The organism is Brevibacterium sp. 239c (assembly GCF_900169365.1).
Lineage (GTDB): Bacteria > Actinomycetota > Actinomycetes > Actinomycetales > Brevibacteriaceae > Brevibacterium.
Genome location: NZ_FXZH01000005.1, coordinates 149,589 through 172,314, shown reverse-complemented (window position 1 = coordinate 172,314; position 22,726 = coordinate 149,589). Strand labels below are relative to the sequence as shown.

General features: G+C 63.9%; 21 protein-coding genes. 16 read left to right on the top strand and 5 right to left on the bottom strand.

Going from position 1 to position 22,726, the window contains the following annotated elements; all coding sequences use genetic code 11:
- Nucleotides 1–83: 83 nt before the first annotated feature.
- Together dxr and BSP239C_RS06775 are read left to right on the top strand one after the other, a co-directional pair.
- A complete protein-coding gene (gene dxr, locus BSP239C_RS06780; protein ID WP_101571219.1) occupies nucleotides 84–1,355 on the top strand; it encodes a 1-deoxy-D-xylulose-5-phosphate reductoisomerase in 1,272 nt (423 codons plus the stop codon).
- 1 nt (nucleotide 1,356) lies between these two features.
- Nucleotides 1,357–2,820: an RIP metalloprotease gene (locus tag BSP239C_RS06775; RefSeq protein ID WP_101571217.1), complete on the top strand. Its 1,464-nt coding sequence runs from the start codon at nucleotides 1,357–1,359 to the stop codon at nucleotides 2,818–2,820.
- A gap of 71 nt (nucleotides 2,821–2,891) precedes the next feature.
- Here the strand turns inward: BSP239C_RS06775 and BSP239C_RS06770 are convergent, their stop codons facing one another.
- Nucleotides 2,892–4,325 (bottom strand): serine hydrolase, encoded by a 1,434-nt coding sequence (locus BSP239C_RS06770; RefSeq protein ID WP_180958941.1) that lies wholly within the window; start codon nucleotides 4,323–4,325, stop codon nucleotides 2,892–2,894.
- Between the two features lie 183 nt (nucleotides 4,326–4,508).
- On the opposite strand from BSP239C_RS06770, the gene ispG reads away from it, so the two are divergent.
- Both ispG and BSP239C_RS06755 read left to right on the top strand, forming a co-directional pair.
- Nucleotides 4,509–5,657, top strand: a complete 1,149-nt coding sequence (ispG, locus tag BSP239C_RS06760; RefSeq protein WP_101571209.1) for a flavodoxin-dependent (E)-4-hydroxy-3-methylbut-2-enyl-diphosphate synthase — start codon at nucleotides 4,509–4,511, stop codon at nucleotides 5,655–5,657.
- 59 nt (nucleotides 5,658–5,716) lie between these two features.
- Complete coding sequence (locus tag BSP239C_RS06755; RefSeq protein WP_101571207.1) at nucleotides 5,717–6,595, top strand: DUF4081 domain-containing GNAT family N-acetyltransferase; 879 nt, start codon at nucleotides 5,717–5,719, stop codon at nucleotides 6,593–6,595.
- 56 nt (nucleotides 6,596–6,651) lie between these two features.
- Here the strand turns inward: BSP239C_RS06755 and BSP239C_RS06750 are convergent, their stop codons facing one another.
- Complete coding sequence (locus tag BSP239C_RS06750; protein ID WP_101571205.1) at nucleotides 6,652–7,068, bottom strand: RNA-binding S4 domain-containing protein; 417 nt, start codon at nucleotides 7,066–7,068, stop codon at nucleotides 6,652–6,654.
- A 32-nt stretch (nucleotides 7,069–7,100) separates the two neighbouring features.
- Nucleotides 7,101–7,832, bottom strand: coding sequence for an NrtR DNA-binding winged helix domain-containing protein (locus tag BSP239C_RS06745; RefSeq protein ID WP_101571202.1), 732 nt, complete (start codon nucleotides 7,830–7,832; stop codon nucleotides 7,101–7,103).
- A gap of 232 nt (nucleotides 7,833–8,064) precedes the next feature.
- On the opposite strand from BSP239C_RS06745, the gene BSP239C_RS06740 reads away from it, so the two are divergent.
- Complete coding sequence (locus tag BSP239C_RS06740; protein WP_101571200.1) at nucleotides 8,065–9,912, top strand: proline--tRNA ligase; 1,848 nt, start codon at nucleotides 8,065–8,067, stop codon at nucleotides 9,910–9,912.
- 13 nt (nucleotides 9,913–9,925) lie between these two features.
- On the top strand, nucleotides 9,926–10,732 hold the full coding sequence (locus tag BSP239C_RS06735; RefSeq protein WP_101571198.1) for a TSUP family transporter: 807 nt from the start codon (nucleotides 9,926–9,928) through the stop codon (nucleotides 10,730–10,732).
- An 88-nt stretch (nucleotides 10,733–10,820) separates the two neighbouring features.
- Here BSP239C_RS06735 and BSP239C_RS06730 read toward each other — a convergent pair whose 3' ends face one another.
- Nucleotides 10,821–11,840, bottom strand: a complete 1,020-nt coding sequence (locus BSP239C_RS06730; protein ID WP_101571196.1) for an aminoglycoside phosphotransferase family protein — start codon at nucleotides 11,838–11,840, stop codon at nucleotides 10,821–10,823.
- Nucleotides 11,837–12,817 carry a hypothetical protein gene (locus BSP239C_RS06725; RefSeq protein WP_101571194.1) on the bottom strand — a complete coding sequence of 327 codons (981 nt, stop codon included), beginning with the start codon at nucleotides 12,815–12,817 and terminating at the stop codon, nucleotides 11,837–11,839. The genes BSP239C_RS06730 and BSP239C_RS06725 overlap by 4 nt, the downstream gene beginning before the upstream one ends.
- A 131-nt stretch (nucleotides 12,818–12,948) precedes the next feature.
- On the opposite strand from BSP239C_RS06725, the gene rimP reads away from it, so the two are divergent.
- From rimP to BSP239C_RS06675, 10 genes are all read left to right on the top strand, one after another.
- On the top strand, nucleotides 12,949–13,413 hold the full coding sequence (rimP, locus tag BSP239C_RS06720; protein ID WP_101571192.1) for a ribosome maturation factor RimP: 465 nt from the start codon (nucleotides 12,949–12,951) through the stop codon (nucleotides 13,411–13,413).
- Between the two features lie 83 nt (nucleotides 13,414–13,496).
- Nucleotides 13,497–14,459, top strand: a complete 963-nt coding sequence (nusA, locus tag BSP239C_RS06715) for a transcription termination factor NusA (protein ID WP_101571190.1) — start codon at nucleotides 13,497–13,499, stop codon at nucleotides 14,457–14,459.
- A 71-nt stretch (nucleotides 14,460–14,530) separates the two neighbouring features.
- Nucleotides 14,531–14,806 (top strand): YlxR family protein, encoded by a 276-nt coding sequence (locus BSP239C_RS06710; RefSeq protein ID WP_101571189.1) that lies wholly within the window; start codon nucleotides 14,531–14,533, stop codon nucleotides 14,804–14,806.
- 132 nt (nucleotides 14,807–14,938) lie between these two features.
- On the top strand, nucleotides 14,939–17,977 hold the full coding sequence (infB, locus tag BSP239C_RS06705; protein ID WP_101571187.1) for a translation initiation factor IF-2: 3,039 nt from the start codon (nucleotides 14,939–14,941) through the stop codon (nucleotides 17,975–17,977).
- 215 nt (nucleotides 17,978–18,192) lie between these two features.
- On the top strand, nucleotides 18,193–18,627 hold the full coding sequence (gene rbfA / locus BSP239C_RS06700; RefSeq protein WP_101571185.1) for a 30S ribosome-binding factor RbfA: 435 nt from the start codon (nucleotides 18,193–18,195) through the stop codon (nucleotides 18,625–18,627).
- 146 nt (nucleotides 18,628–18,773) lie between these two features.
- The gene (locus BSP239C_RS06695; protein WP_101571182.1) at nucleotides 18,774–19,646 is read left to right on the top strand and encodes a ligand-binding protein SH3; all 873 of its coding nucleotides are present in this window, start codon (nucleotides 18,774–18,776) and stop codon (nucleotides 19,644–19,646) included.
- A 13-nt stretch (nucleotides 19,647–19,659) separates the two neighbouring features.
- On the top strand, nucleotides 19,660–20,577 hold the full coding sequence (gene truB, locus BSP239C_RS06690) for a tRNA pseudouridine(55) synthase TruB (RefSeq protein ID WP_101571179.1): 918 nt from the start codon (nucleotides 19,660–19,662) through the stop codon (nucleotides 20,575–20,577).
- Nucleotides 20,578–20,657: 80 nt separating this feature from the next.
- Complete coding sequence (locus BSP239C_RS06685; RefSeq protein WP_101571176.1) at nucleotides 20,658–21,302, top strand: hypothetical protein; 645 nt, start codon at nucleotides 20,658–20,660, stop codon at nucleotides 21,300–21,302.
- Nucleotides 21,286–21,663, top strand: coding sequence for a hypothetical protein (locus BSP239C_RS06680; protein WP_101571173.1), 378 nt, complete (start codon nucleotides 21,286–21,288; stop codon nucleotides 21,661–21,663). Before BSP239C_RS06685 ends, BSP239C_RS06680 begins: the two co-directional genes overlap by 17 nt.
- Before the next feature lie 89 nt (nucleotides 21,664–21,752).
- Entirely contained in the window at nucleotides 21,753–22,691 is a 939-nt protein-coding gene (locus BSP239C_RS06675) for a bifunctional riboflavin kinase/FAD synthetase (RefSeq protein ID WP_101571172.1), read from the top strand.
- The last annotated feature ends 35 nt before the right edge of the window (nucleotides 22,692–22,726 follow it).

The window sequence follows — 22,726 nt, the reverse complement described above, 5'->3', positions numbered from 1 at the left end:
ATAGATTCGCATTGCATATCTCACGTCGCCGATGGTGACAATGTCGAGTCATTTCTCAGAGAACTTTGGCATTATCGGTAGGCGTGAGCAAACGTAGAATCATTGTAGTCGGCTCGACCGGTTCGGTCGGCACCCAGGCCCTCGATGTCCTGGAAGAGAACGCAGCGGATTTCGAGGTCATCGGCCTCGCCGCTGGAACCCAGCTCGATGCTTTGGTGGTCCAGGCGCTCGATTTCTCGGTTCCCGTCATCGGTCTCACCAGCCCACCTGAGGGCGGCCCAGATGAGATCCGGAAGAGGCTGGAGCAGGCTGCTGGTCAACGAGGCATCAGTGATCCTGTCCGTGAGATCCATGTGGGCCCCGATGCCGCCGAGGTGGTCGCCGGTGCCGCTGCCGACATCGTTCTCAATGCGGTGACCGGAGCAGCCGGGCTCGGCGCGACCCTGGCCGCGCTCGAGCGCGGCACCGATGTGGCGCTGGCGAACAAGGAGTCACTCATCATCGGCGGCACGATCGTCCTCGATGCCGCGGCCCGCACCGGAGCGGCACTGATCCCTGTGGACAGCGAGCACTCGGCAATCGCCCAGGCCCTGCGTTCAGGCACCCACGGTGAGGTCAGCAAACTCGTCATCACCGCTTCCGGTGGACCCTTCCGCGGCATGACCCGGGACGCGCTGCGACGTGTCACCCCGGCTCAGGCACTCAAACATCCCACCTGGTCGATGGGGTCGATGATCACCATAAACTCGGCGACACTGGTGAATAAGGGCCTCGAAGTCATCGAGGCCCACCTGCTCTTCGATATCGACTTCGACAACATCGAAGTCGTCGTCCACCCGCAGTCCCAGATCCATTCGATGGTCGAATTCAGCGATGCCTCGACGATCGCGCAGATCTCACCGCCGGACATGCGACTGCCCATCGCCTACGCGTTGGGCACTCAGTCCGACGGTCAGACCCGTCGACTGGCGTCTGGAGCGGTGGCGAACAACTGGGGACAGCCGATGCACTGGTCATTCGAACCCGTGAACCACATCGCCTTCCCCGCCTTGGGCCTGGCCGTTGAAGCCGGACGGAAGCGGAAGAGCTTCCCCGCAGTCTTCAACGCCGCCAATGAGGTTCTCGTCGAAGCCTTCGTGGGTGGTGAGATCCCATTCACCGGAATCGACAAGGGCATCGAACGGGCCCTGCAGGCCCACGAGCCGGCAGCCGAGCACACGGTCGAGACCGTCCTCGCCGCCGATGCCTGGGCTCGAGAATTCGCCCGCCAGGACCTGGCGGAGCAGGTGGCAGAGGCCGCACCCGGCGCACCGGCTGCACAGTCCGCACCGGGCACGAGCCTCGGCGGTTCCTGATATGACGGTTCTCCTCTACATCGTCGGGATCGTCCTGTTCCTGATCGGAATCTCGATTTCGATCGGTCTGCACGAGCTGGGCCACCTGACGCCGGCGAAGAAGTTCGGTGTCAAGGTCACCCACTACATGGTCGGCTTCGGCCCGACCGTGTTCTCCTTCCGCCGCGGCGAGACGGAATACGGAATCAAGGCGTTTCCCTTGGGCGGATTCATCGCCATGCCGGGAATGTACCCGCCCCTCAAAGCGACAACGCGACGGGCAGGGACTGCTTCCGGAGAGGATGCCCAGCACGCAACTGACGCGGCCGGAAGCGATCACCTCGGCGACGTCGCGACCGAGACTGCTGGCCGCCCGCGCAGGCAGCGGCGCGGTCGCCTGTTCGAGAACACGATGGCCGATGCCCGGGACTTCTCGAACCAGGAGATCGATCCGGGGGAGGAGCACCGGACGTTCTACGCTCTGAACGTCCCCAAACGCCTCGTCGTGATGTTCTCCGGACCTCTGGTCAACCTCGTCCTCGGAATCATCATCATGGCGATCTCGCTCATCGGCATCGGGATCACGACCCCGACGACCACCGTGCAGACCGTCGTCGAATGTGCGGTTCCGGCCTCCGAAGCGGCGCAGCGTCCCGCGGACCAGAGGAAGAGCTGCCAGGACGATGATCCGCTGACTCCCGCGTGGGAAGCCGGAATCAAACCAGGCGATGACATCACCTCGGTCGCCGGCGTCTCCACCGACAGCTGGGACGAACTCTCCAGCGTCATCAAAGATCATGCCGGTGAGCGAGTCGACGTGTCGTTCACCCGGGACGGTCACTCGCAGTCCGTGAACGTTCCGATCATCGCGCATGAGAGCGCCCGCGTCGACGACAGCGGAAAGCCCATGATGAACGCCGACGGCACACCTCAGACGGTGACGGAGGGATTCTTCGGCGTCGGACCGGTCCAGGAGCGCCAGCCGCTGCCGCTGAACGAATTCCCCGGCGCAGTCTGGGACCAGGTCAGCGGTGTCTTCCACGCGATCGTGACCCTGCCCGTCAAACTCATCGACATCGCCGAGGTGGCCACCGGTTCGAAGGAACGCGACGCCGAGGGGCTGGTCGGGATGGTCGGAGTCGGGCGCATCGCCGGTGAGATCGTGTCGACGGACAAGTTCCAGATCATGGACAAGGCGCAGCTGGGGCTGGGAATGCTGGGATCACTCAACATCTTCCTGTTCGCGTTCAACATGATCCCGCTGCTGCCGCTCGACGGCGGACACATCGCAGTGGGCCTCTACGAAGGGGCGCGCCGCCAGATCAACAAATTCCGTGGGCGCGGCAAGATCGGGCCCTTCGACACAGCCCGACTGCTGCCGCTGACCTACGTCGTCATCGCGCTGATGCTGTGCATGACGGCGCTGCTCGTCTACGTCGACCTCGTCAAACCCGTCACGTTAGACGCGATCTTCAACTCCGGATAGCCGGAGGGCCGACCCCGGGCGGCGGGACAGCGAGGGAGAAGTCTGCCCGCAATGCCCGGCGGGAGCGGTGTTCAGCTGCTCAGCGAGATCGTCTGCACCTCGCCGAGGTGGTCCAAGCTCACCGTGATCGTCGGTGACGTCTGTGCCGGGTTCGTCTCGCCGCCAGCCTGCCCGCCCGGAACCGTCACCGTCCCCTTCAGCGGAGTCGTCATGGTGACGTTCTCGGCGCTGAAGGCCCGAGTGAGCTGCTGCTCTTCTCTCCACGCTGCGAAACGCTCACCACGTTCTGCGCGAGGCTCATCGAGGTCCATGTTCACGGTGAAGAGTTCCTCGGCGACCGTATCGTCGAAATCGATGACCAGGTTCGCTGCGCGCAGCACGGTCTCTGCCTGTTCGGGTGCGGCGGCGTGGTGAGGTGACGGCACCGCGGTGGCCCTGCGGGTGAGCTGCAGACCGGGATTGCCCGTTGCCGCGGCCCAACCGGCGTCGATGGCGTCCCGGACGGTGCTTTCGGCCGGGTAGTAGGTTGTGTTGCCGAACACGACGATGCTCAGACCCAGATCCGGGAACCAGCGCATGTGCGAGCCGTATCCGGGATAGCCCCCGGAATGGCAGGCGACACGACCGAAGCGGGAGTCCAGGCGCGGCTGCAGACCGAAACCGTAGTTCACGGATTCCGTGTGGTGCTCGCTGTGCTGAACTTCGATGAGGCGATGCGCCTGCTGATTGTCGTTCAGGATCCGCGGCAGCGCCTCAGGCGCATAGGCGTCGATGTTCTCAAGGGCGTCCATATGGGCATCCATCCAGGCCCCGATGTCGTTGACCGTGGAGATGACTCCGCCGATGGGGGAGAAGGCACCGGGGCCGGTGAGTTCGGCAGGGTGGCCGCCGCCGTTGCGGTCGATGCGGATGCCGGGCATCAGGTCTGGGAAGTCGGCGATGTCGAAACCGGTGCGAGTCAGACCTACGGGTTCAAGCACCTCGGTGGTCACGAGGTCGATGAACGGCCTCCCGGTCACTGCCTCGGCGACGAGTCCGAGGAGTGCATAGCCGAGGTTGGAGTATTCGTAGCCGGTGTCTGCCGGGCCGATGGGGATGGCTCCGGCCTTGAGATAGTCGACGAGCTCGGTCTTCGTCATCGACTCCACCCGGTCGGCCCAGGGGTCGTCCTTGGTGAACCCGGTGCCCATCGTCAGTGCCTGTCGGCACGTGCGGTCGGCGATCGATGTGTCGGCGATATCGGGGATGAGCTGGCCCAGGGGCCGATCGAGATCCAAGCCCTTGGATGTGAGGTGGCCCATGAGCGCCGCAGTGAACGACTTCGTCATCGACGCGATCCGGTAGGGAACGTCGCCCTGGGCAACGGTCCCGGTCTCACCTCGGCGAAAGACACCCCACGCCAATGTGCCGCCCTGGTCTGCCAGGGAATCGGCTGCAGCTTCAAGATGGCCGATGATGGCCTGGGTATCGGGGTGGGTGAAGGGCACAGAATCGCCTCGGCGCACAGGCATCTCCTCTGATCTGATCCTCGGATCGGAAGGCAAGTTTCCTTCACAATACCTGCGAAACGATGCTGTGGTGAGCGATCACACCGTGGTCGACGAGCCCGGACACAGTTTGAAGTCCTACAATATGAATGACTCGAACGATCAGTCTGGTCCCCAGTCTTCAATGAAGGGAATGTCTTCGTGACATCGGTCAATCTCGGAATGCCTGCCCCACCACCTCCTGTGCTCTCGCCGCGACGGAAGACGCGACAGATCCAGGTCGGAAAGGTCGGCGTCGGTTCCGATTTCCCTGTCAGTGTCCAGTCGATGACGACGACGCAGACCACTGACATCAACGGGACTCTGCAGCAGATCGCCGAACTCACTGCCGCAGGCTGCGACATTGTGCGGGTGGCCTGCCCCTCACCCGATGACGCTGCCGCTTTGCCGATCATCGCGCAGAAGTCGCAGATCCCGGTCATCGCCGACATCCACTTCCAGCCGAAGTACGTCTACGCCGCGATCGACGCCGGCTGCGGCGCTGTCCGCGTCAATCCCGGAAACATCCGCAAATTCGACGATCAGGTCAAGCAGATTGCGAAGGCGGCAAATGACGCCGGAACCTCGATCAGGATCGGTGTCAACGCCGGATCCCTGGACAAGCGGATTATGGAGAAATACGGCAAAGCCACTCCGGAGGCGCTCGTCGAGTCCGCCGTGTGGGAGGCCTCGCTGTTCGAAGAACACGACTTCCACGACTTCAAGATCTCTGTGAAGCACAACGACCCCGTGGTCATGGTCCGCGCCTACGAGCTGCTCGCCGAACGCGGCGACTGGCCCCTGCACCTGGGCGTCACCGAGGCTGGGCCCGCCTTTCAGGGCACAATCAAGTCCGCGACCGCCTTCGGCACACTGCTGTCGCAGGGCATCGGCGACACGATTCGCGTCTCCCTCTCTGCCCCACCGGTGGAGGAGATCAAGGTCGGCAACCAGATTCTGGAGAGCCTCAACCTCAAACCTCGCAAACTCGAGATCGTCTCCTGCCCCTCCTGCGGACGCGCCCAGGTCGACGTCTACACCCTCGCGGACAAGGTCACTGCCGGTCTCGAAGGCATGGAGGTTCCTCTGCGTGTGGCTGTCATGGGCTGTGTCGTCAACGGTCCCGGTGAGGCTCGTGAAGCCGACCTCGGTGTGGCCAGCGGCAACGGCAAGGGCCAGATCTTCGTCAAGGGTGAGGTCATCAAGACCGTGCCCGAGGACATGATCGTCGAGACTCTCATCGAAGAAGCCAATCGCATCGCAGCTGAGTCCGACATCCCGTCCGGGTCGCCCGACGTCGTCGTCGGCTGAGCCCAGTCCTGGCGGAGAAATTTCCCGGTGTGTGAGGATCTGAACAAGGAGGCGCTCTCGTGCTGAGAGTCGCTCGGCTGGGACATCAGCACACTGACTGGCTGAAGGATCTGCTCGCACGCAACCCGTGTGAGAACGTCTACCTCATCGCGCTGCTCGAAGTCACCGGCACAGCTCAGATGGGGTCCCCGGCAGGTACCCTGCTGGGAGTCTTCAACGGCGATCGTCCGGTCGCAGCCTACTGGGTGGGCGGCAACATCATCCCCGTCGCTGCGACCCCAGGCACCAACCAGGTGCTTGCGGAGAAGCTCAACGCCGATGGGCGCTACTCCTGTTCACTCATCGGCGCCCGCGACATCATCCTCGATCTGCACAGCCGCCTGAACTGGGGGCGTCCCCGCGGGGTCCGTGACCGCCAGCCGCTGTTGGCCATCAGCTCCGACCCGTTGATCGAACCCGACGAGGCCGTCAACTTGGTCACGGTGGAGCAGCTGCCCGCAGTGTTCTCTGCCAGCGTGGACATGTTCACCAACGAGGTGGGCTTCTCTCCCGTCGAGGGCGGCCAGGCGAGCTACCTGGCCCGAGTCCGCAACATCATTCGGGGTAAGAACTGCTTTGCACGCATCTCCGAGACTCTGCCTCAGGGCGGTGCGGTCAGACGCTGGCCGGCGACGGAGCAGGCCGAGCAGGTGCTGTTCAAGGCAGACATCGGCATCCGGGCACCGCGCATCGTTCAGGTTCAGGGCGTCTGGGTCCATCCCGACGTTCGCCAGCAGGGCCTGGGCGCTGCCGGAATGGCGGCCGTCGTCGCGCAGACTCGAGCCGCGGGGCATACCACTGTGAGCCTCTATGCCAATGATTACAACGAGGTGGCCCTGCGCATGTACACACGCGTCGGGTTCGAACAGGTCGGCACCTTCGCCACCGTCATGTTCTGACCGGCCTCACGCCGGCGGCGAATGGTTGTGGGCCAGCGGCGCGGCCAGCGGCAGCCTCAGGAGTCTCGGCGATCCCAGTTTCGGGGTTTGGCCATGTCGCCCAGAAACTTCTCCATCTCCCGACGGTCCTTCTTCGTCGGCCGTCCCAATCCTTTGTCTCGGCGGGGGACGAATCCGCGCAGAGCAGGATCCGGCGGCGGAGTGAGGTCTTCGTAGCACTGCACAGCGATCGAGGCCTGCGGCCGAGTGGGGATGAAGCCGGTGATCTTCCAGATGAATTCGGTGCTGGCTTTGCGCACGCGCACCTCCTGGCCGATGGAGACCTTCTGCGCTGCCTTGACACGCTGACCATCGACCTGGACGTGTCCGCCGCGGCAGGCCTGAGTCGCCAGGTTTCGGGTCTTGAACATCCTGGTCGTCCACAGCCAGACGTCGACACGAACGTGCTTGCCGGGCGAACGGTCAATCTCCACAGTCGGCCTCCATCACATCAGCGTTCAACACATCAGAGTCCATTATCGTCGGTGCCCGCGCTCGGTGCTGGGACGTCTGCATCGCGACGCAGCGCGATCTCGGAGCGGCGGGTGAATGTCTGGGCGGGGCGACCGCGCCCCTGGGACACAGCTTGCCCAGTCGGTGCCAGCAGCGGAAGCATCGTGCGGCGAAAGGTGTCTGCCTGCAGATCCTCGCCGGAAACGACCTCGTGCAGTTCGCGCAGCTGTCGCAGCGAGAATTCCTTCGGCAACAGCCCGAACGGGTCGGGTGTGCGCTCATGCAGGGCACGCAGTCGGTGCACCGCCACTCGGACGATCTCCTGATGCTCGGCGCTGAGCTCACGCACCGAATGCACAGGAGCCAGCTTTCTCCGCCGGGCATCCTTCGGGTCAGGCTCTGTCTCCGGGGTACTCGCGTCACCGAATCCGACATCGTTCGTCGACAGCACGTCGAGGTGTGCCACCGAGATCACCCACCCGCGATCATCACGATCGGGCTGGTCGAAGACATGGAGCTGAACTGGGGCACGGTCGACAAGCCGCGCCTTTTCGTGCAGACACCGGGCAACAGCCTCGGCGAGTCGCTCCTGGGGGCGCAGAATCGACCCCGGCAGCTGCCACACGCCATCGCCGGAATGAGTGAGGAGCACGTGCAGGCCACGCCGAGGGACGGGGCAGAGGACCGCGGTGTCGACCGCGACCGAGGGCCGCGGGAACTGCGTCAGTTGAGTGGAATCAGGCATGCTCTTCGTATCGGTCAGGGAGTCGGTGGGACAGCGTATCGGCCTGAATCGTTCAGGCCCTGGTGGACGTCTGTGCCCACCAGTCTAATTCGCTTCCCCCACCACGCGAATCCACCCGCTGACTGCCGCCTTCCAACCACGCGAGCGATCGGTTTTGTCCCATAATTGCCGTGTGGATACTCGCGTGCGATAGTGTTCGATCTGAGTCTTGACAAGTTGAGGAGTATCACCCATGGCCCTGCGCATGTCGTCCCTGTTTGTGCGAACCCAGAAGGAGGACCCGGTCGGTGCCGAGGTCGCCAGCCACAAACTTCTGCACCGTGCGGGCTACATCCGCCGATCGGCCCCGGGGATCTACACATGGCTGCCGCTGGGACTGAAGGTCTTGGGCAAGATCGAAGCCATCGTGCGCGAAGAGATGGCCGAAGCCGGATCACAGGAAGTCCATTTCCCCGGTCTGCTGCCCGCCGACCCGTACCGGAAGTCCGGCCGCTGGGAAGCCTTCGGACCCGACCTGTTCCACCTCAAGGACCGCAGGGACAACGACTACATTCTGGCACCCACACACGAAGAGGTCTTCACCCTCCTCGTCAAGGACCTGTACTCCTCCTATAAGGACCTCCCGCTCTCGATCTACCAGGTCCAGACCAAATACCGTGATGAGGCCAGGCCCCGCGCGGGTCTGCTGCGCGGACGCGAATTCATCATGAAGGACGCCTACTCCTTCGACATCGACGACGCCGGACTCGACGCCTCCTACGAAGCCATGCGCGTGGCCTACCTGCGCGCCTTCGCCCGCCTCGGCCTGCCCTGCCTGCCCGTCAAAGCCACACCCGGCGCCATGGGCGGCTCCGGTACCGAGGAATTCATCTACCCCTCCGAGGTCGGTGAAGACACCTTCGTGCGCTCACCCGGCGGATACGCCGCGAACGTCGAGGCAGTGACCTCGATCGTGCCCGAGGCGATCCCGTTCGAAGACTCACCCGCAGCCCACGTCGAGGACACCCCCGACACCCCCACGATCGAGTCCCTCGTGGCCGCAGCGAACGCCGATCACCCTCGCGAGGACCGCGAGTGGAGCGCAGCAGACACACTCAAGAACGTCGTCTGCGCCGTCACCCACCCCGACGGCACCCGCGAGATCATCGTCATCGGCCTTCCCGGAGACCGCGACGTCGACCTGGACCGCGCCGCCGGAACCGGAATGCTCGGCAACGGCGAAGTCGATCTCGAGGCCGCCACCAGCGAAGATCTCGCCGCTCACCCGGAGCTCATCAAGGGCTACATCGGGCCAGGCCTCGACCTCGACAACCAGGTGCTTGGACTCGAGGGCACCTCGAAGGTCCGCTATCTCCTCGATCCTCGCGTCGTCGAGGGCACCCGGTGGATCACCGGCGCCAACGAGCCCGGCCGCCACGTCTTCGATCTCGTCGCCGGTCGCGACTTCACCTCCGACGGCACCATCGAGGCCGCCGAGGTGGTCCTCGGTGACCCCGCGCCCGACGGTTCTGGCCCGCTCGAGTTGGCCCGTGGCGTTGAGATCGGTCAGATCTTCAAACTGGGCCGCAAGTACGCCGAGTCCCTTGATCTCAAGGTCCTGGACCAGAACGGCAAGGCCACTACCGTGACTATGGGCTCCTACGGCCTCGGCGTCACCCGTGTCATGGCCTGCATCGCGGAGGAATACCACAGCGAAGGCGGTCTCCTCTGGCCCCAGCACCTGGCCCCGGCCGATGTGCACATCATCGCCGCAGGCAAGGGCGAAGAGATCGCCGAGGCGGCCGAGAAGCTGACATCCGAGCTCGAATCAGAGGGCGTCACCGTCCTCCTCGACGACCGCCTCAAGGTCTCACCCGGCTTCAAGTTCGCTGATGCTGAACTCATCGGCATCCCGACCGTGATCGTCGTCGGTCGCGGCCTGGCCGATGGAGTGGTCGAAGTCCGCAACCGTCTGGCCGATGAGAAGCAGGAGCAGCCCGTCGCCGAGGTGGTCGCCTCCACCGTGGCCACGATCCGCGCCGCCTACGCCGCGGCTGCTTCCGCGGCAGACGCTGCGATCGCGGAAACATCTGAACGTTGAGCCGACCCAGGTGATGGAAACCCTCACCGCCGGCATCGATGTCACCCTCGGGATGCTCCTGTGGCTGTTGGCCGCGGGCGTACTGGCCGGGTGGATCGATGCCGTAGTCGGCGGCGGCGGTCTGATCCAGCTGCCGGCGCTGCTGCTGGTGCCCGGCATGACACCGGTCCAGGCGGTGGCCACGAACAAGGTGGGATCGATCGCGGGGACAACCGCCTCGGCGGTGACTTATCTGCGCAAGATCACGCCGGACAGATCGGCGACGATCCCTGCCGCCGCCACGGCGTTCCTCGGTGCCGTCCTCGGCGCCAAACTCGCGACCCTGGTCCCCGGTGAACTCTTCACACCGATCATCCTGATCGCGCTCATCGGGGTCGGACTCTTCACGGTCCTGAACCCCAGCCTCGGCGCCGATGCGACCCTGCGGTTCGGGGAGTCCTCGAAACGCCATCATGGGCTGTCATGGCTGATCGGACTCACGATCGGCGTCTACGACGGCGTGCTCGGCCCGGGCACCGGTTCCTTCCTCGTCATCGCGTTCGTCACGGTCATCGGGTTCTCATTCCTCCAGGCCTCGGCCACAGCGAAGGTCATCAACTGGGCGACGAACTTCGGAGCCCTCGTCTTCTTCATCCCCGACGGCCAAGTCGTGTGGGCGCTCGGCCTCGTCGTGGCAGTGGGCAACGTGCTCGGCGGAATCTTCGGTGCGCGCACGGCCTTGAAGAAAGGATCCGGCTTCGTCCGCGTCGTCTTCGTCATCGTGGTCTCCGCGATGATCCTCAAACTCGGCTACGACGTGATCTCCGGCCTCATTCACTGACTGACACCATCGCTAAACCTCCCCGACGTCACTAAACGACCCCGGCGCCGGGTGCCATCAGCGACGTCGGGGAGGTTTAGGGGAGTGTTCAGCCGATGGGTTTGAGTGCGTGGGCGTTGACGCCGGCGACGTCGGCACCGGACAGGGCACGCGCCACCCACAAGGACCGTGCGGCATCGGCCAAGGCCCCGGTCGAACCGCTGCGAGCAGACCTGAGATACCAGAACATGTTCGTGACCTCCCGCGCGACGGCGGAACCCATTCCGTACTGTGGGTCCATGCCTGCGCACAGTGCGAGGTCGGTGGCGAAGCCGCGCAGCCACGCGGCCTGGGCCTGCGGATGCTGGGACGGGATCTCCACGAGACGATTCCACAGCACCGGCGCCAAGGTGTAGGCGGTCGGCCCCGACAGCGGCTGCGGGTCGATGGCCTTCCACGTGGAGATGCCGGCGGCATCGGGGTTGCCGGCGAGGATGTTGTAGTAATGCAGATCGGCGTGGATGAGCCAATTCTCCTCTGAAGCGGCCAGCGTCTGCATCCAATTGCGCGCGAACGAGAGCAGAAGCGAATCACCGGGACCTGCCTCTGACCAGCCGCTGAGCAGACCGGCATCAGCATCGAAGGTGCTCAACCAGCCTGCCGCCACATCCTGGACCCGCAGAAAGTCGGAATCCGCGGGAATCTCGAGCGACCTCTGCAGGGCACCCCAGACCGGAGGCACATCGGCCAGAGGAAGCACAGACAGATTGTCCTCGGTCCGCAACCGCTCCTGCAGCGTTACCCGGAAGCTGTGATCGTCCCTGACCACCCGGACGGCGCCGTGCCCGTTCCACATCTTCAACGCCCGCAGGGCCTGCGCATGCGCGGCAGTGTGCGCCGAGGTGGGGGCGGCGAACCGCAGCACCCCCTGGTAGTGCTCCTGGGTCAGGACCGGGATGACGAGGCTCTCGCAACCGGCCCAAGGAGAGCCGGGGACATCGTCGAAGCTCAGCTTCCAGCGATCGGCGAGCTCAGTGGCCATGAAATCCAATGCGGCGACCCAGGAGGTGGTGCGGAATTCGCCGATGATGTCGCGAGTGGCGTTGAACAGGACCGGTGGCACCTTCATTTCTGTGCCTCCGCGGTTCCCGAGTCCTCGGAATAGGAGTAACGCAGCACCTGGGGGCTGGCGAAGACCATGCGGGCTTGTGCCGACTCCCACAGTCGCAGAGCGGCTCGTGTGTCGGTCTGCAGCCATGGCAGGATGGCGGCTGCGAGGCCGTCCTCGAGGGATAGGGCCAGCTCTTTGGCGGTCGCCGGGTCGGTGGGGCTGGGGTCGAGCTTCCACGAGGGAGCACCAGCGTCCGCGTTCTTCTCGCCGAGCTTCTCAAGCATCTCTCCTGCCAGTGAGCCCAAGGACTCCAAACGGGCGACCGCACGTTTGCGCTCACGCGACTTCGAGTCGAAGTTCACGGCGAGACGCTCATATCCGTAGGAGGCGGCCCTGGCTTGGTCGAGGATCTCATTCCACATCGGGGAAGCAGTGGAATCGTCGGCGGTGGGTCCCTGTTCGTCAGGAGAGCCCGAGTCCTTCGCAGCCTCAGGTTCGCCCGAGGCCGAGTCAGGACTGGGCTGGCGAGAGTCGCGGATCAGTGCATCTGCGTCACGGATGATCTTCGCGTGCTCTTCTGCCCCCGCGGTCAACGCAAGGCCAGTCGCGACGTCAACGAGCACAGGAATGAGAGTTGAGCCCAAGGTCGGCAGAGCGGTGAATACGGCGGTGGAGACCACCTCGGCGGCGGCGATGTAGGACCGCGGCTTCTCCGACGGTGGGGCCTCGGTTGCCACCTCCGTGGGTGGTGACCACACCGGACCGATGGCAGTGCGGAGCTTCTGCAGATCCTCACCTGCGGTCTCGGGATCCGTGTCTCCCGCGGTCGTGGCGGCGAGGATCCTGGCGATGCGGTTGCGCAGCTGATTCGTCTCATCGAGAGTCGGCACATCCGGGGGAGTATCGAGTCTCACTCCGCAGCCCGACAGCAGGCTCAGGCCGGCCCCGCTCGCACCGAAGAGGAGAAGAGCGCGACGGCTGACGGGAAAACGCATAGGCCAATCGTAGCGGATGCTTAACCCCACCCGGGGGAGTCGCTTAGGGTTGGGCATAGGCAATCAGCAGGGCAGATACGACGTACCCGCGCGAGGCACCCCTCGGCCGCGGGATGAGGACTGGAGGACACATGGATGAAGACGTGGCGCAGATCGAGAAACTTCTGCGGGAGCCGCTGAAGACCTCCGGTTTCTACCTGGAATCGGTCAAGGCAGTCGCCGCAGGGCAAAGGCGGGCGCTGACGGTCGTCGTCGACCTTGACGAGTCCAGTACGGAACCGATGTCGATGGAGAAGATCGCCGAATCCAGCCGACTCGTCGGCGACACCCTCGACGACGTCGAGATCTTCCGTGACAAGCCCTATCAGCTCGAGGTGACGAGCCCGGGGGCGACGAGGAAGCTCGAATCCCCGCGGCACTTCAAACGCGTGATCGGCCGTCGACTCGAAATCAGCACGAAGAAGGATACCTTCAAGCTCGATCTCGACGATGTGGGCGAGAACTCAATTTCGGGAATCGACCCCGCCAGCCGTGAGAAGCGGACCGTGTCGCTGGGCGACATCGTCAAGGCACAGGTCGAACTCAAATTTCGGTGAGCGTAATCTGAGATAGAATGTCACGCCTGCATAAATGAAGACCGACAATTCAATGCTCGAGGGAGCCGGAGAGGATATAGGCCATGGATATCGACCTCAGTGTTCTGCGCATTATCGAGCGAGAGCGGGAGATTCCGCTCGACACTCTGATCGAACTCATCGAACAAGCGCTCTTCCTTGCCTATCAGAAGACCGAGGGCGCGTGGCCAGACTCCCGCGCCGAACTGGACAAGACCTCCGGCGAAGTCCGCATCCTCGCGGTCGAATTCGACAACGATGACAACCCGATCGGTGAATTCGACGATACGCCCACCGGCTTCGGACGCATCGCTGCCCAGACAGCTCGCCAGGTCATCCACCAGCGTCTGCGCGATGTCGCAGACGAATCGGTGCTCGGCAACTTCAAGGGCCGTGAAGGCGAGATCGTCGCCGGCACCATCCAGCAGGGCAGAGACCCGCAGATGGTGCAGGTCGACCTCGGCGAAGTTGAGGCAGTTCTGCCTCCGCACGAGCAGGTTCCCGGAGAGACCTACCGTCACGGACAGCGCCTGCGCGTCTACATCGCAGACGTCCACAAGGGTCCTAAGGGAACTTCTGTCACTGTCTCGCGGACGCACCCGAACCTCGTTCGTCGGCTGTTTGCACACGAAGCACCGGAGATCGCAGACGGCACCGTTGAGATCGTCTCCCTGGCTCGTGAAGCCGGGCACCGAACCAAACTGGCAGTGCGCGCCACGAAGCCCGGCGTGAATGCGAAGGGCTCATGCATCGGTGAACTCGGTTCCCGCGTGCGCGCCGTGATGAACGAACTGGGCCAGGAGAAGATCGACATCGTCGACTACAGCGATGACCCGGCCAAGTTCATCGCCCATGCACTCTCGCCCGCCAAAGCGTCGAAGGTCGACATCCTCGACCCTGACCTGCAGGAATCACGCGCCATCGTCCCGCGCGACCAGCTCTCCCTGGCCATCGGCAAGGAAGGACAGAACGCACGTCTGGCGGCCAAGCTCACCGGTTGGAAGATTGACATCATCCCAGGCGAGTAGGCATCAAGCGTGATCTGAACCACTCGAGCCGTGGCACAGGTGGGGATGGAAGTGCTGTAGAATTGTTTACTGTGATTGTAGGCGCGGCACCCCAAAGGACGTGCATCGCCTGCAGGCAAAAGGCCGACCGGAAAGAACTCACAAGATTCGTGATTCGACCCGATCAGCATCCAGCCATCGTCCATGACGTGTCAGCGACACTTCCGGGACGAGGAGTCTGGGTGCACCCGACCGCCACATGCCTGAAGAAGGCGCTGACGGCCGCATCCTTCGCTCGAGCCTTTCGAACGAAGGTCACCGCCTCGGACCTGCCGAGGATGGATACCGAACCCAAGAAGAGCGGGTAGCCCGAATGGATGACAAGTTGTGAGTGTCGTGCGATGACACCGCTATCGGAATTCGAGAGAGCAGTGAAATGAGAACTGCTCTTCATTGATGAGGTTCTTTCCTGACCGGGAAAGAACCCGGACAGGAGAACTGTGGCAAAGCCCCGTGTTCATGAGCTCGCGAAAGAGCTCGGCACTACAAGTAAGAACGTCCTCGAGAAACTCCAGGGCCTAGGCGAATTCGTTCGCTCCGCATCCTCGACCCTTGAAGCACCGGTTGTGCGCAAGGTGAGAGAAGCATTCGCAGACTCGGCTCCAGCCGACTCCAGCGCAGACAAGGCATCCGGCGCATCCGCCGATTCGAAGTCGGCAGCCAAGCCGGGCGCAAAGCCCGCAGCGAAGCCAGGTGCGCCCAAGCCCGGCGCAAAGACTTCGGCTAAGCCAGGAGCCAAACCCGCCGCCAAACCCGGGGCGAAGGCAAGCTCGGCAGTGACCGAAGCCGCTGATTCCACGGCTGCAGAGTCGAAGCCCGCAGCCAAGTCGACCGGTGCCAAGCCCGGTGCGAAGCCAGCTGCAGCTCCGAAGCCTGCCGCAGAGGCTACGTCCGAAGCACCAGCAGCACCGGCCGCAGACGCCAAACCAGCTGCAGACGCCAAGGCCGCTGACACCGACGCAGCTGCGGCTCCCACCGAGCCCGCAGCTGAGCAGGCCAAGCCCGCAGCGCGGTCGAACGCGCCGAAGCCAGGTGCTGCTCCGAAGCCAGGTTCGGCACCCAAGCCGGGCGCTGCTCCGAAGCCAGGCGGTCGCTCGCCGGCTCGCCCCGGAAACAACCCCTTCGCACCAGCACAGGGAATGCCCAAGCCGGCAGGACGCGGCGGACCGAAGTCCGGCAATCGCCCCGGCAGCCAGGGTGGCCAAGGTGGTCCAGGTGCGCGTCCGGGCAACAACCCGTTTGCGAATTCGCAGGGAATGCCGAAGCCAGGCCAGAAGCCACCTCGTGCATCCGGTGAAGAGGGCTCAGCAGGTCCACGACCGGCACCACGCCCGGGCGCACCTCGCCCCAACCCATCGATGATGAAGAACTCTGCGCTGAACAAGCCAGCTCCAGGCCGCGGTCGCGGCGGAGGACGCGGCAACGCGCCCGCCGGCGGTGGCGCACCCGGTGCACCAGGTGCTGCCCCAGGCGGCGCACCCGCAGGTCGTCGCGGACCCGGAGGCGGCCCAGGCGGCCGTGGCTCAGGTCGCGGTCGCGGAAGCACCCAGGGTGCATTCGGCCGCGGTGGAGGTCCCCGTCAGAAGGGACGTAAGTCGAAGCGGGCCAAGCGCGCCGAGTTCGAGCAGATGCAGACACCGTCCGTCGGTGGCGTCTCTGTTCCACGCGGCAACGGCACCACTCCGCTGCGTCTGCGTCGTGGATCCTCGCTGGCTGACTTCGCTGAAAAGATCAACACCGATCCGACGAACCTGGTCACCGTGCTCTTCCACCTCGGCGAGATGGCGACCATCACCCAGTCTCTGGACGAGGGCACCTTCGAGGTCCTCGGCGAGGAGCTCGGCTACAAGATCGAGATCGTCTCACCCGAAGACGAAGACCGTGAGCTGCTCGAGACCTTCGACATCGACCTGGACGCGGAAGCCGCGGACGAGGACGACGATGATCTCGCAGCACGCCCACCGGTCGTCACCGTCATGGGTCACGTCGACCACGGTAAGACTAAGCTTCTCGATGCCATCCGCTCCGCGAACGTGGCGTCCCGCGAAGCCGGCGGAATCACCCAGCACATCGGTGCCTACCAGGCCGAGGTCGAACACGAAGGCATCGATCGCAAGATCACCTTCCTCGATACCCCAGGTCACGAGGCGTTCACCGCTATGCGTGCCCGTGGTGCGAAGTCGACCGACCTTGCGATCCTCGTGGTCGCAGCCGATGACGGCGTGATGCCGCAGACCGTTGAAGCACTCAACCACGCTCAGGCCGCGAATGTGCCGATCGTGGTGGCAGTGAACAAGACGGATAAGGAAGGCGCCAACCCCGCCAAGGTCATGCAGCAGCTGACCGAATACAACCTGGTCGCCGAGGAATACGGCGGCGAGACCATGTTCGTGCCGATCTCCGCGCTCAAGCGCGAGGGCATCGACAAGCTGCTCGAATCCGTCCTGCTGACCACCGACGCTGCACTGGACCTCCGGGCCAACCCGGACAAGTCCGCTCGCGGCATCGCGATCGAAGCCAAGCTGGACAAGGGCCGCGGCGCGGTTGCCACCGTGCTCGTCGACTCCGGCACACTGCGTCAGGGAGATGCCATCGTGTGTGGCACCGCCTACGGACGTGTGCGTGCCATGTTTGATGAGAACGGCAACCTCGTTGAGGAAGCGGGACCATCCCGTCCCGTCCAGGTGCTGGGTCTGTCCTCAGTGCCGCGCGCCGGTGACACGTTCATCTCCACAGATGATGATCGCACCGCCCGCCAGATCGCTGAGAAGCGTGACGCCATCGAGCGCAACGCAGCTCAGGCTCGCGGTCGCAAGCGCATCAGCCTCGAGGACTTCACCAAGGCGCTCGCCGAGGGCAAGGTCGACATGCTCAACCTCATCCTCAAGGGCGACGTGTCCGGTGCTGTCGAAGCACTGGAAGATTCGCTGCTCAAGATCGATGTGGGCGACGACGTCGACCTGCGCATCATCCACCGCGGTGTGGGTGCGATCACCGAGAACGACATCAACCTGGCCACGGTCGACAATGCGATCGTCCTCGGCTTCAACGTCCGTCCGGAAGCGAAGGCACGCGACCTGGCAGAACGCGAAGGCGTCGACGTCCGGTACTACTCGGTCATCTACCAGGCGATCGACGATATCGAGAGCTCGCTCAAGGGCATGCTCAAGCCGGAGTACGAAGAGGTCCAGACAGGCACCGCGGAAATCCGCGAAGTCTTCCGTTCCTCGAAGTTCGGCAACATCGCCGGTTGTATCGTTCGCGACGGTCACATCACCAGGAACGCGTCTGCTCGCGTCACCCGTGATGGCGTGGTCGTCGGGGAAAAGGTCAAGATCGAGTCCCTGCGTCGTTTCAAGGACGATGCCACCGAGGTCCGCGAAGGATACGAGTGCGGCATCGGCCTGGGCAGCTTCAACGATCTGCGAACCGGTGACATCATCGAGACCGTCGAGATGCGTGAGAAGCCTCGCGACTGATCAGCGCATCGCTCTCCAGGCCGGGTTCTGAACGGGTAGTGTGCGAGCGGGTGGCATGAGTCCACTCGCCCGCATACGGCCCGGGCAGGACCCGGTCTGTGCTTCGGCGCCCAGCTACACCCAGAAACTCACGCACAGCACCACCCCAGAGACGAAAGTGGCAGTTCCCAACGAACTCGGTCACGAACACGATTCAGACGAAGAAGGAAGACACCATGGCAGATGCAACTCGGGCGCGTAAGATCGCCGACCAGATCAAGGTCATCGTCGCCAGCACGATCGAACGCAGACTCAAGGACCCACGTCTCGGTTTCGTCACGGTCACCGATGTGCGCGTGACCGGAGATCTGCAGCACGCCTCGATCTTCTACACGGTCTTCGGCGACGGACAGGACCTGGAAGCCACAGGCAAAGCACTGGAATCCGCGAAGGGCTTCATCCGCTCCGAGGTCGGCAAGGGCCTCACGATTCGACTCACCCCGAGCCTCGAATTCATCGCCGACGCCGTGCCGGAGGCCGCCGCTCACCTCGACGGTCTTCTCGCCAAAGCCGCAGCCGATGACGCTCGGGTGGCCGGCCTGGCCAAGGACGCGAAACCTGCTGGAGATGTCGACCCCTACAAGAGGGCCGACGTCGAAGACGAGGACTGAGCGCTGAACCGCGCGGGAAACCGCGCAGACGCGATCTCTGTCACTGTGAGCAAAAAACTTCACGTAACAGTTTTGTTATCTTTCGGTTCTGGTTTAGACTTTTTCTGGTAACGAAATGATTACGACTCTGTCAAGGGATTTCTGCATTGGGTAAGCACTCTTCGCCAAAGCCTGGCTTTGCTAAGCAGCTGGTCCGGGATCTGACCCCCGCCAGCAAGCGCTCTGCCGGTCGGCACTCCTCGGACGCGCCGTCAACCGCCACCTCGGTGTTGGCCACTGTCCGTCAGCGTCCTGTCGTTGCCGCTATCGCGGTTCCGGCCGCCGCCACTGCAGCCGTTGTCGGCTCCACCGTCGTGATGAGCCCGCCCGAGGCCGGCAACGTCACGACCGAGGCAGCTGAGACCTCGGCGCAGCAGCCGCAGTCGAGGCCTTCGGCTGTCAGCCAGGACGAGATCGACGCCCAGCGCAAGAAGGCCGGCGAAGAGTACATCAAGGATGTCAAGGACGATCCCAAGTACAAGAACAAGACATCGAAGACGACGCTCGACGTCAAAACTCCGAAGCCCAAACCGTCTGCGACGACTGAGAAGGCCGACGCGGAGTCCGGCAGCGCGAAGTCCTCCGACGACAAGTCCTCTAAGGGTGGAGACACCCCATCCGGCATCTCGAACGAGCCCTGCTCGGTCTCGTCCTCGATCGAATCCGGTCTGCAGCCCAATGCGGTCAACGGCTACCGCGCCGTGTGTGCGAAATTCCCCGAGGTCAAGACCTACGGCGGCGTTCGCCCGGGCTCCGGCACATCCGACCACTACACAGGCGGGGCCGTCGATATCATGATCGCCGACTCCACCGGCGACCGCATCGCCGACTACCTGATCAAGAACTCGGGTGCCCTCAACGTCAAGTACGTGATCTGGAAGCAGCGCATCTGGAACCCCGGCAGCGGCTGGTCCAGCATGGAAGACCGTGGATCACCAACGGACAACCACTTCGACCACGTGCACGTATCGTTCAACTGATCGCACCTGCCACGTGAACGATTCCGCGCCACAGGGCGTCCTTGTCTGTGACAAGCCCCAGGGCCTGACTTCCCACGGCGTCGTCTCTCGGATTCGGCGCTGGTACGGCACCCGCAAGGTCGGGCACGCCGGAACACTCGATCCGATGGCCACGGGCGTGCTCGTGCTCGGACTGGGCCGCGGGACCAAACTTCTGGGATACATCACCGGTGTGTCCAAAACCTATCTGGCCACGATCCGCCTCGGCTCGGCCACGCCCACGGATGACGCGGACTCCGAACCGGATCTCTTCGCCGAACCGGCCGCACTGGCGGCAGTCACCGGTGAGTCGATCGCCCAAGGCGTTCTCGCGCTGACGGGATCGATCGACCAGGTTCCCAGTGCCGTCTCCGCAATCAAGGTCAACGGCCAACGCTCCTACGCCCGCGTGCGTGCCGGTGAAGACGTTGAGCTCAAGGCCCGCAGGGTCGAGATCTCGAACTTCACCATTCTCGATACTCGGTTCTCCGTTGCCGAGGGTCACATTGACGTCGACGTCGAAGTCGATTGCTCATCGGGAACCTATGTGCGTGCTCTGGCGCGAGATCTTGGCACCAGCCTCGGCGTCCATGGCCATCTGACCGCGCTGCGGCGCACCCGCGTGGGCGCCTTCGACCTGGACCAGGCGGTGACGATCCCCGAGGATCTCGACACCGGGGCGCCCGCACTGATATCCCTCGCCGAGGTGGCCCAGACCCTGCTTCCGACGGTGCACGTGGACTCGGAGGAGGCCAAGGCACTCATGCAGGGCAAGAGGGTCAGCACGGACCGCAGCCCTGAGCAGGGCAGCGAGGTCGCTGTGGTCTCCGGCGATGAGCTCGTCTCGATCGCCGAGGTGCGAGCCGGGGGAGTGCTGAAGTCCCAGACGGCATTCGCCATCGACCTCGCCTGATAGTACAAGTGATTTGCTTGTATTCAGTCAATACAACTGAAACGCTTGTTTCTTGTCAGCGGGTTTGGTGTACTTGAGTCATGTATGTCATGACCATCGACCAGCGAGGATCCCGCGACCGCACCGATGAGGTGCCCGGTCTGCTTGAGATCCTCGCCCGCGTTGAGACCCAGCGGGGCTTCGAACGCACGATCGGCGATGAGGTGCAGGGCGTTCTCAGCTCGGCGGAACAGGTGACTCTGGCCGTCCGACTGTTGGCTGCTCAGACCGGGTGGCATATCGGAATCGGCATCGGCCCGGTCGAAACCCCATTACCGGCCTCCACTGCCGAGGGCAGGGGAGAGGCCTTCTATGCAGCCAGGCGCGCGGTCGAGGCCGCAAAGGGGGCGCCGGCGCATCTCGTCGTGGATCCGACGACCGAGCAGTCGGATCCGGCGACCGAGCAGTCGCAACTGGCCGAAAGTGCTCTGCGGCTGATGGTCTGGACATTCGAGAACATCCGGTCTCAGTCACGTCGCTACATCGAACGTCGACTCGACCGGCCCGAATCCACACAGCACGACATCGCCGAACATTTCGACGTCTCCCAACAAGCTGTGTCGCGGGTGCTCTCCCCGGGCAGTGTGGAACTCATCGAAGGCGCCTGCGCGCTCTCGACCTTCCACCTCGCTCGGTCAGAAGCCGGCTCAGGCAGCGATTCTCAGGCAGGTGCCCTTGTGGTTTGACGTACTCATCGCGGTCCTCGCCGCAATCGTCGCCGGGGCAGGCGGGTACCCGCTGGTTCCGCTGTTCCTGAGGTTGACCCACGACGGCCCCGGTTCGAAGCCGAGTCGCACCGGCAGTGAGGACATCGAGGTCCTGCGGGGTGGAATGTGGATCGGCATCGTCGAGCGTGCACTCATCGCCGGTGCCATCGTGCTGGGGCGGCCCGAGCTCATGGCCGTCGTCATCGCAGTCAAGGGGCTCGGGCGCTTCGCAGAGATCAAATCGTCGTCTGCCGCCGGCGAACGATTCATCATCGGCACGTTCGTGTCCATCGCGATCGCATCCTTGATCGGTGTGATCGGCTGGGCGGTCATCTCCTGACAGAGCCATCTCCCGACAGGGGAGCGGGTTAGCACGTGGGAACATCTCTGAGATAACCTGATTCGGTGCACGGAAGGAGCAAACGTCGAGTGGAGCTTTATCACGGACTGAATGAGGTCAGGACCGACGATGTCGGCACCGTCGTGACCCTCGGAAACTTCGACGGGGTCCACCGCGGTCACCAGACCGTTCTCCAAGCCGTCGCGGCGCTGGCCCGCGAGCGATCTCTGCGCTCCGTGGCCATGACCTTCGACCCGCATCCGCGCACGGTCCACCGCCCGGATGGACCCACTCCGATGATCACGAGCACGAAGCAGAAGGCCGACTTCATTTCGGACACCGGCATCGACGCCCTGTTCGTCCAGCGCTACGACCTCGATTTCGCGGCCCAGAGCGCCGAGGAGTTCGTCCGCACCTACTTCGTTGAGGCTCTGCACTGTGAAGTCGTCGTCGTCGGCGATGATGTGCGCTTCGGCAAAGACAACGAAGGCACCATCGAAACTCTGCGCCACCTCGGCGAGAAATACGGATTTCGGACCGAGACGATCGAAGAGGTCGGACGTGGGGGACGGTACTCCTCGTCCCGGATCCGTGAGCAGATCGCCGCCGGTGATGTCGCCGAGGCTGCTGATCAGCTGGGTCGCTACCACCGGGTTGAGGGGACTGTCGTCCACGGCGATGCCCGCGGTCGCGACCTCGGGTTCCCGACCGCGAACCTGTCCGAGGATGCCGCCGGCCTCATTCCCGCCGACGGCGTCTATGCCGGGTGGGCGACTTTCTCCGGGGAGAATCAGGCTTACCCTGCCGCCATTTCGGTGGGGACGAATCCCACGTTCGAAGGCAACATCCGACGCGTCGAAGCGCATGTTCTCGATAAGGAATTTGGGGAATTCGACGTCTACGGCAGGCACATGACACTCGAATTCGTGTCACGGATCCGGGGACAGGTGACGTTCACCGGCATGGACGAACTCGTTGTGAAGATGCATGAGGATATTGCCGATGTGCGCGAGGTCCTCCACACCTGATAAACTGAACCTTGCCGTTTTCACCGGCCGCGGTT

What these genes read in the sequence shown, in the direction of transcription:
- BSP239C_RS06775 (WP_101571217.1), top strand. Translation starts at nt 1,357, where the DNA reads ATGACGGTTCTCCTCTACATCGTCGGGATCGTCCTGTTCCTGATCGGA.
- BSP239C_RS06745 (WP_101571202.1), bottom strand. Translation starts at nt 7,832, where the DNA reads ATGCCTGATTCCACTCAACTGACGCAGTTCCCGCGGCCCTCGGTCGCG.
- BSP239C_RS06740 (WP_101571200.1), top strand. Translation starts at nt 8,065, where the DNA reads ATGGCCCTGCGCATGTCGTCCCTGTTTGTGCGAACCCAGAAGGAGGAC.
- BSP239C_RS06735 (WP_101571198.1), top strand. Translation starts at nt 9,926, where the DNA reads ATGGAAACCCTCACCGCCGGCATCGATGTCACCCTCGGGATGCTCCTG.
- BSP239C_RS06730 (WP_101571196.1), bottom strand. Translation starts at nt 11,840, where the DNA reads ATGAAGGTGCCACCGGTCCTGTTCAACGCCACTCGCGACATCATCGGC.
- BSP239C_RS06725 (WP_101571194.1), bottom strand. Translation starts at nt 12,817, where the DNA reads ATGCGTTTTCCCGTCAGCCGTCGCGCTCTTCTCCTCTTCGGTGCGAGC.
- rimP (WP_101571192.1), top strand. Translation starts at nt 12,949, where the DNA reads ATGGATGAAGACGTGGCGCAGATCGAGAAACTTCTGCGGGAGCCGCTG.
- nusA (WP_101571190.1), top strand. Translation starts at nt 13,497, where the DNA reads ATGGATATCGACCTCAGTGTTCTGCGCATTATCGAGCGAGAGCGGGAG.
- rbfA (WP_101571185.1), top strand. Translation starts at nt 18,193, where the DNA reads ATGGCAGATGCAACTCGGGCGCGTAAGATCGCCGACCAGATCAAGGTC.
- BSP239C_RS06685 (WP_101571176.1), top strand. Translation starts at nt 20,658, where the DNA reads ATGTATGTCATGACCATCGACCAGCGAGGATCCCGCGACCGCACCGAT.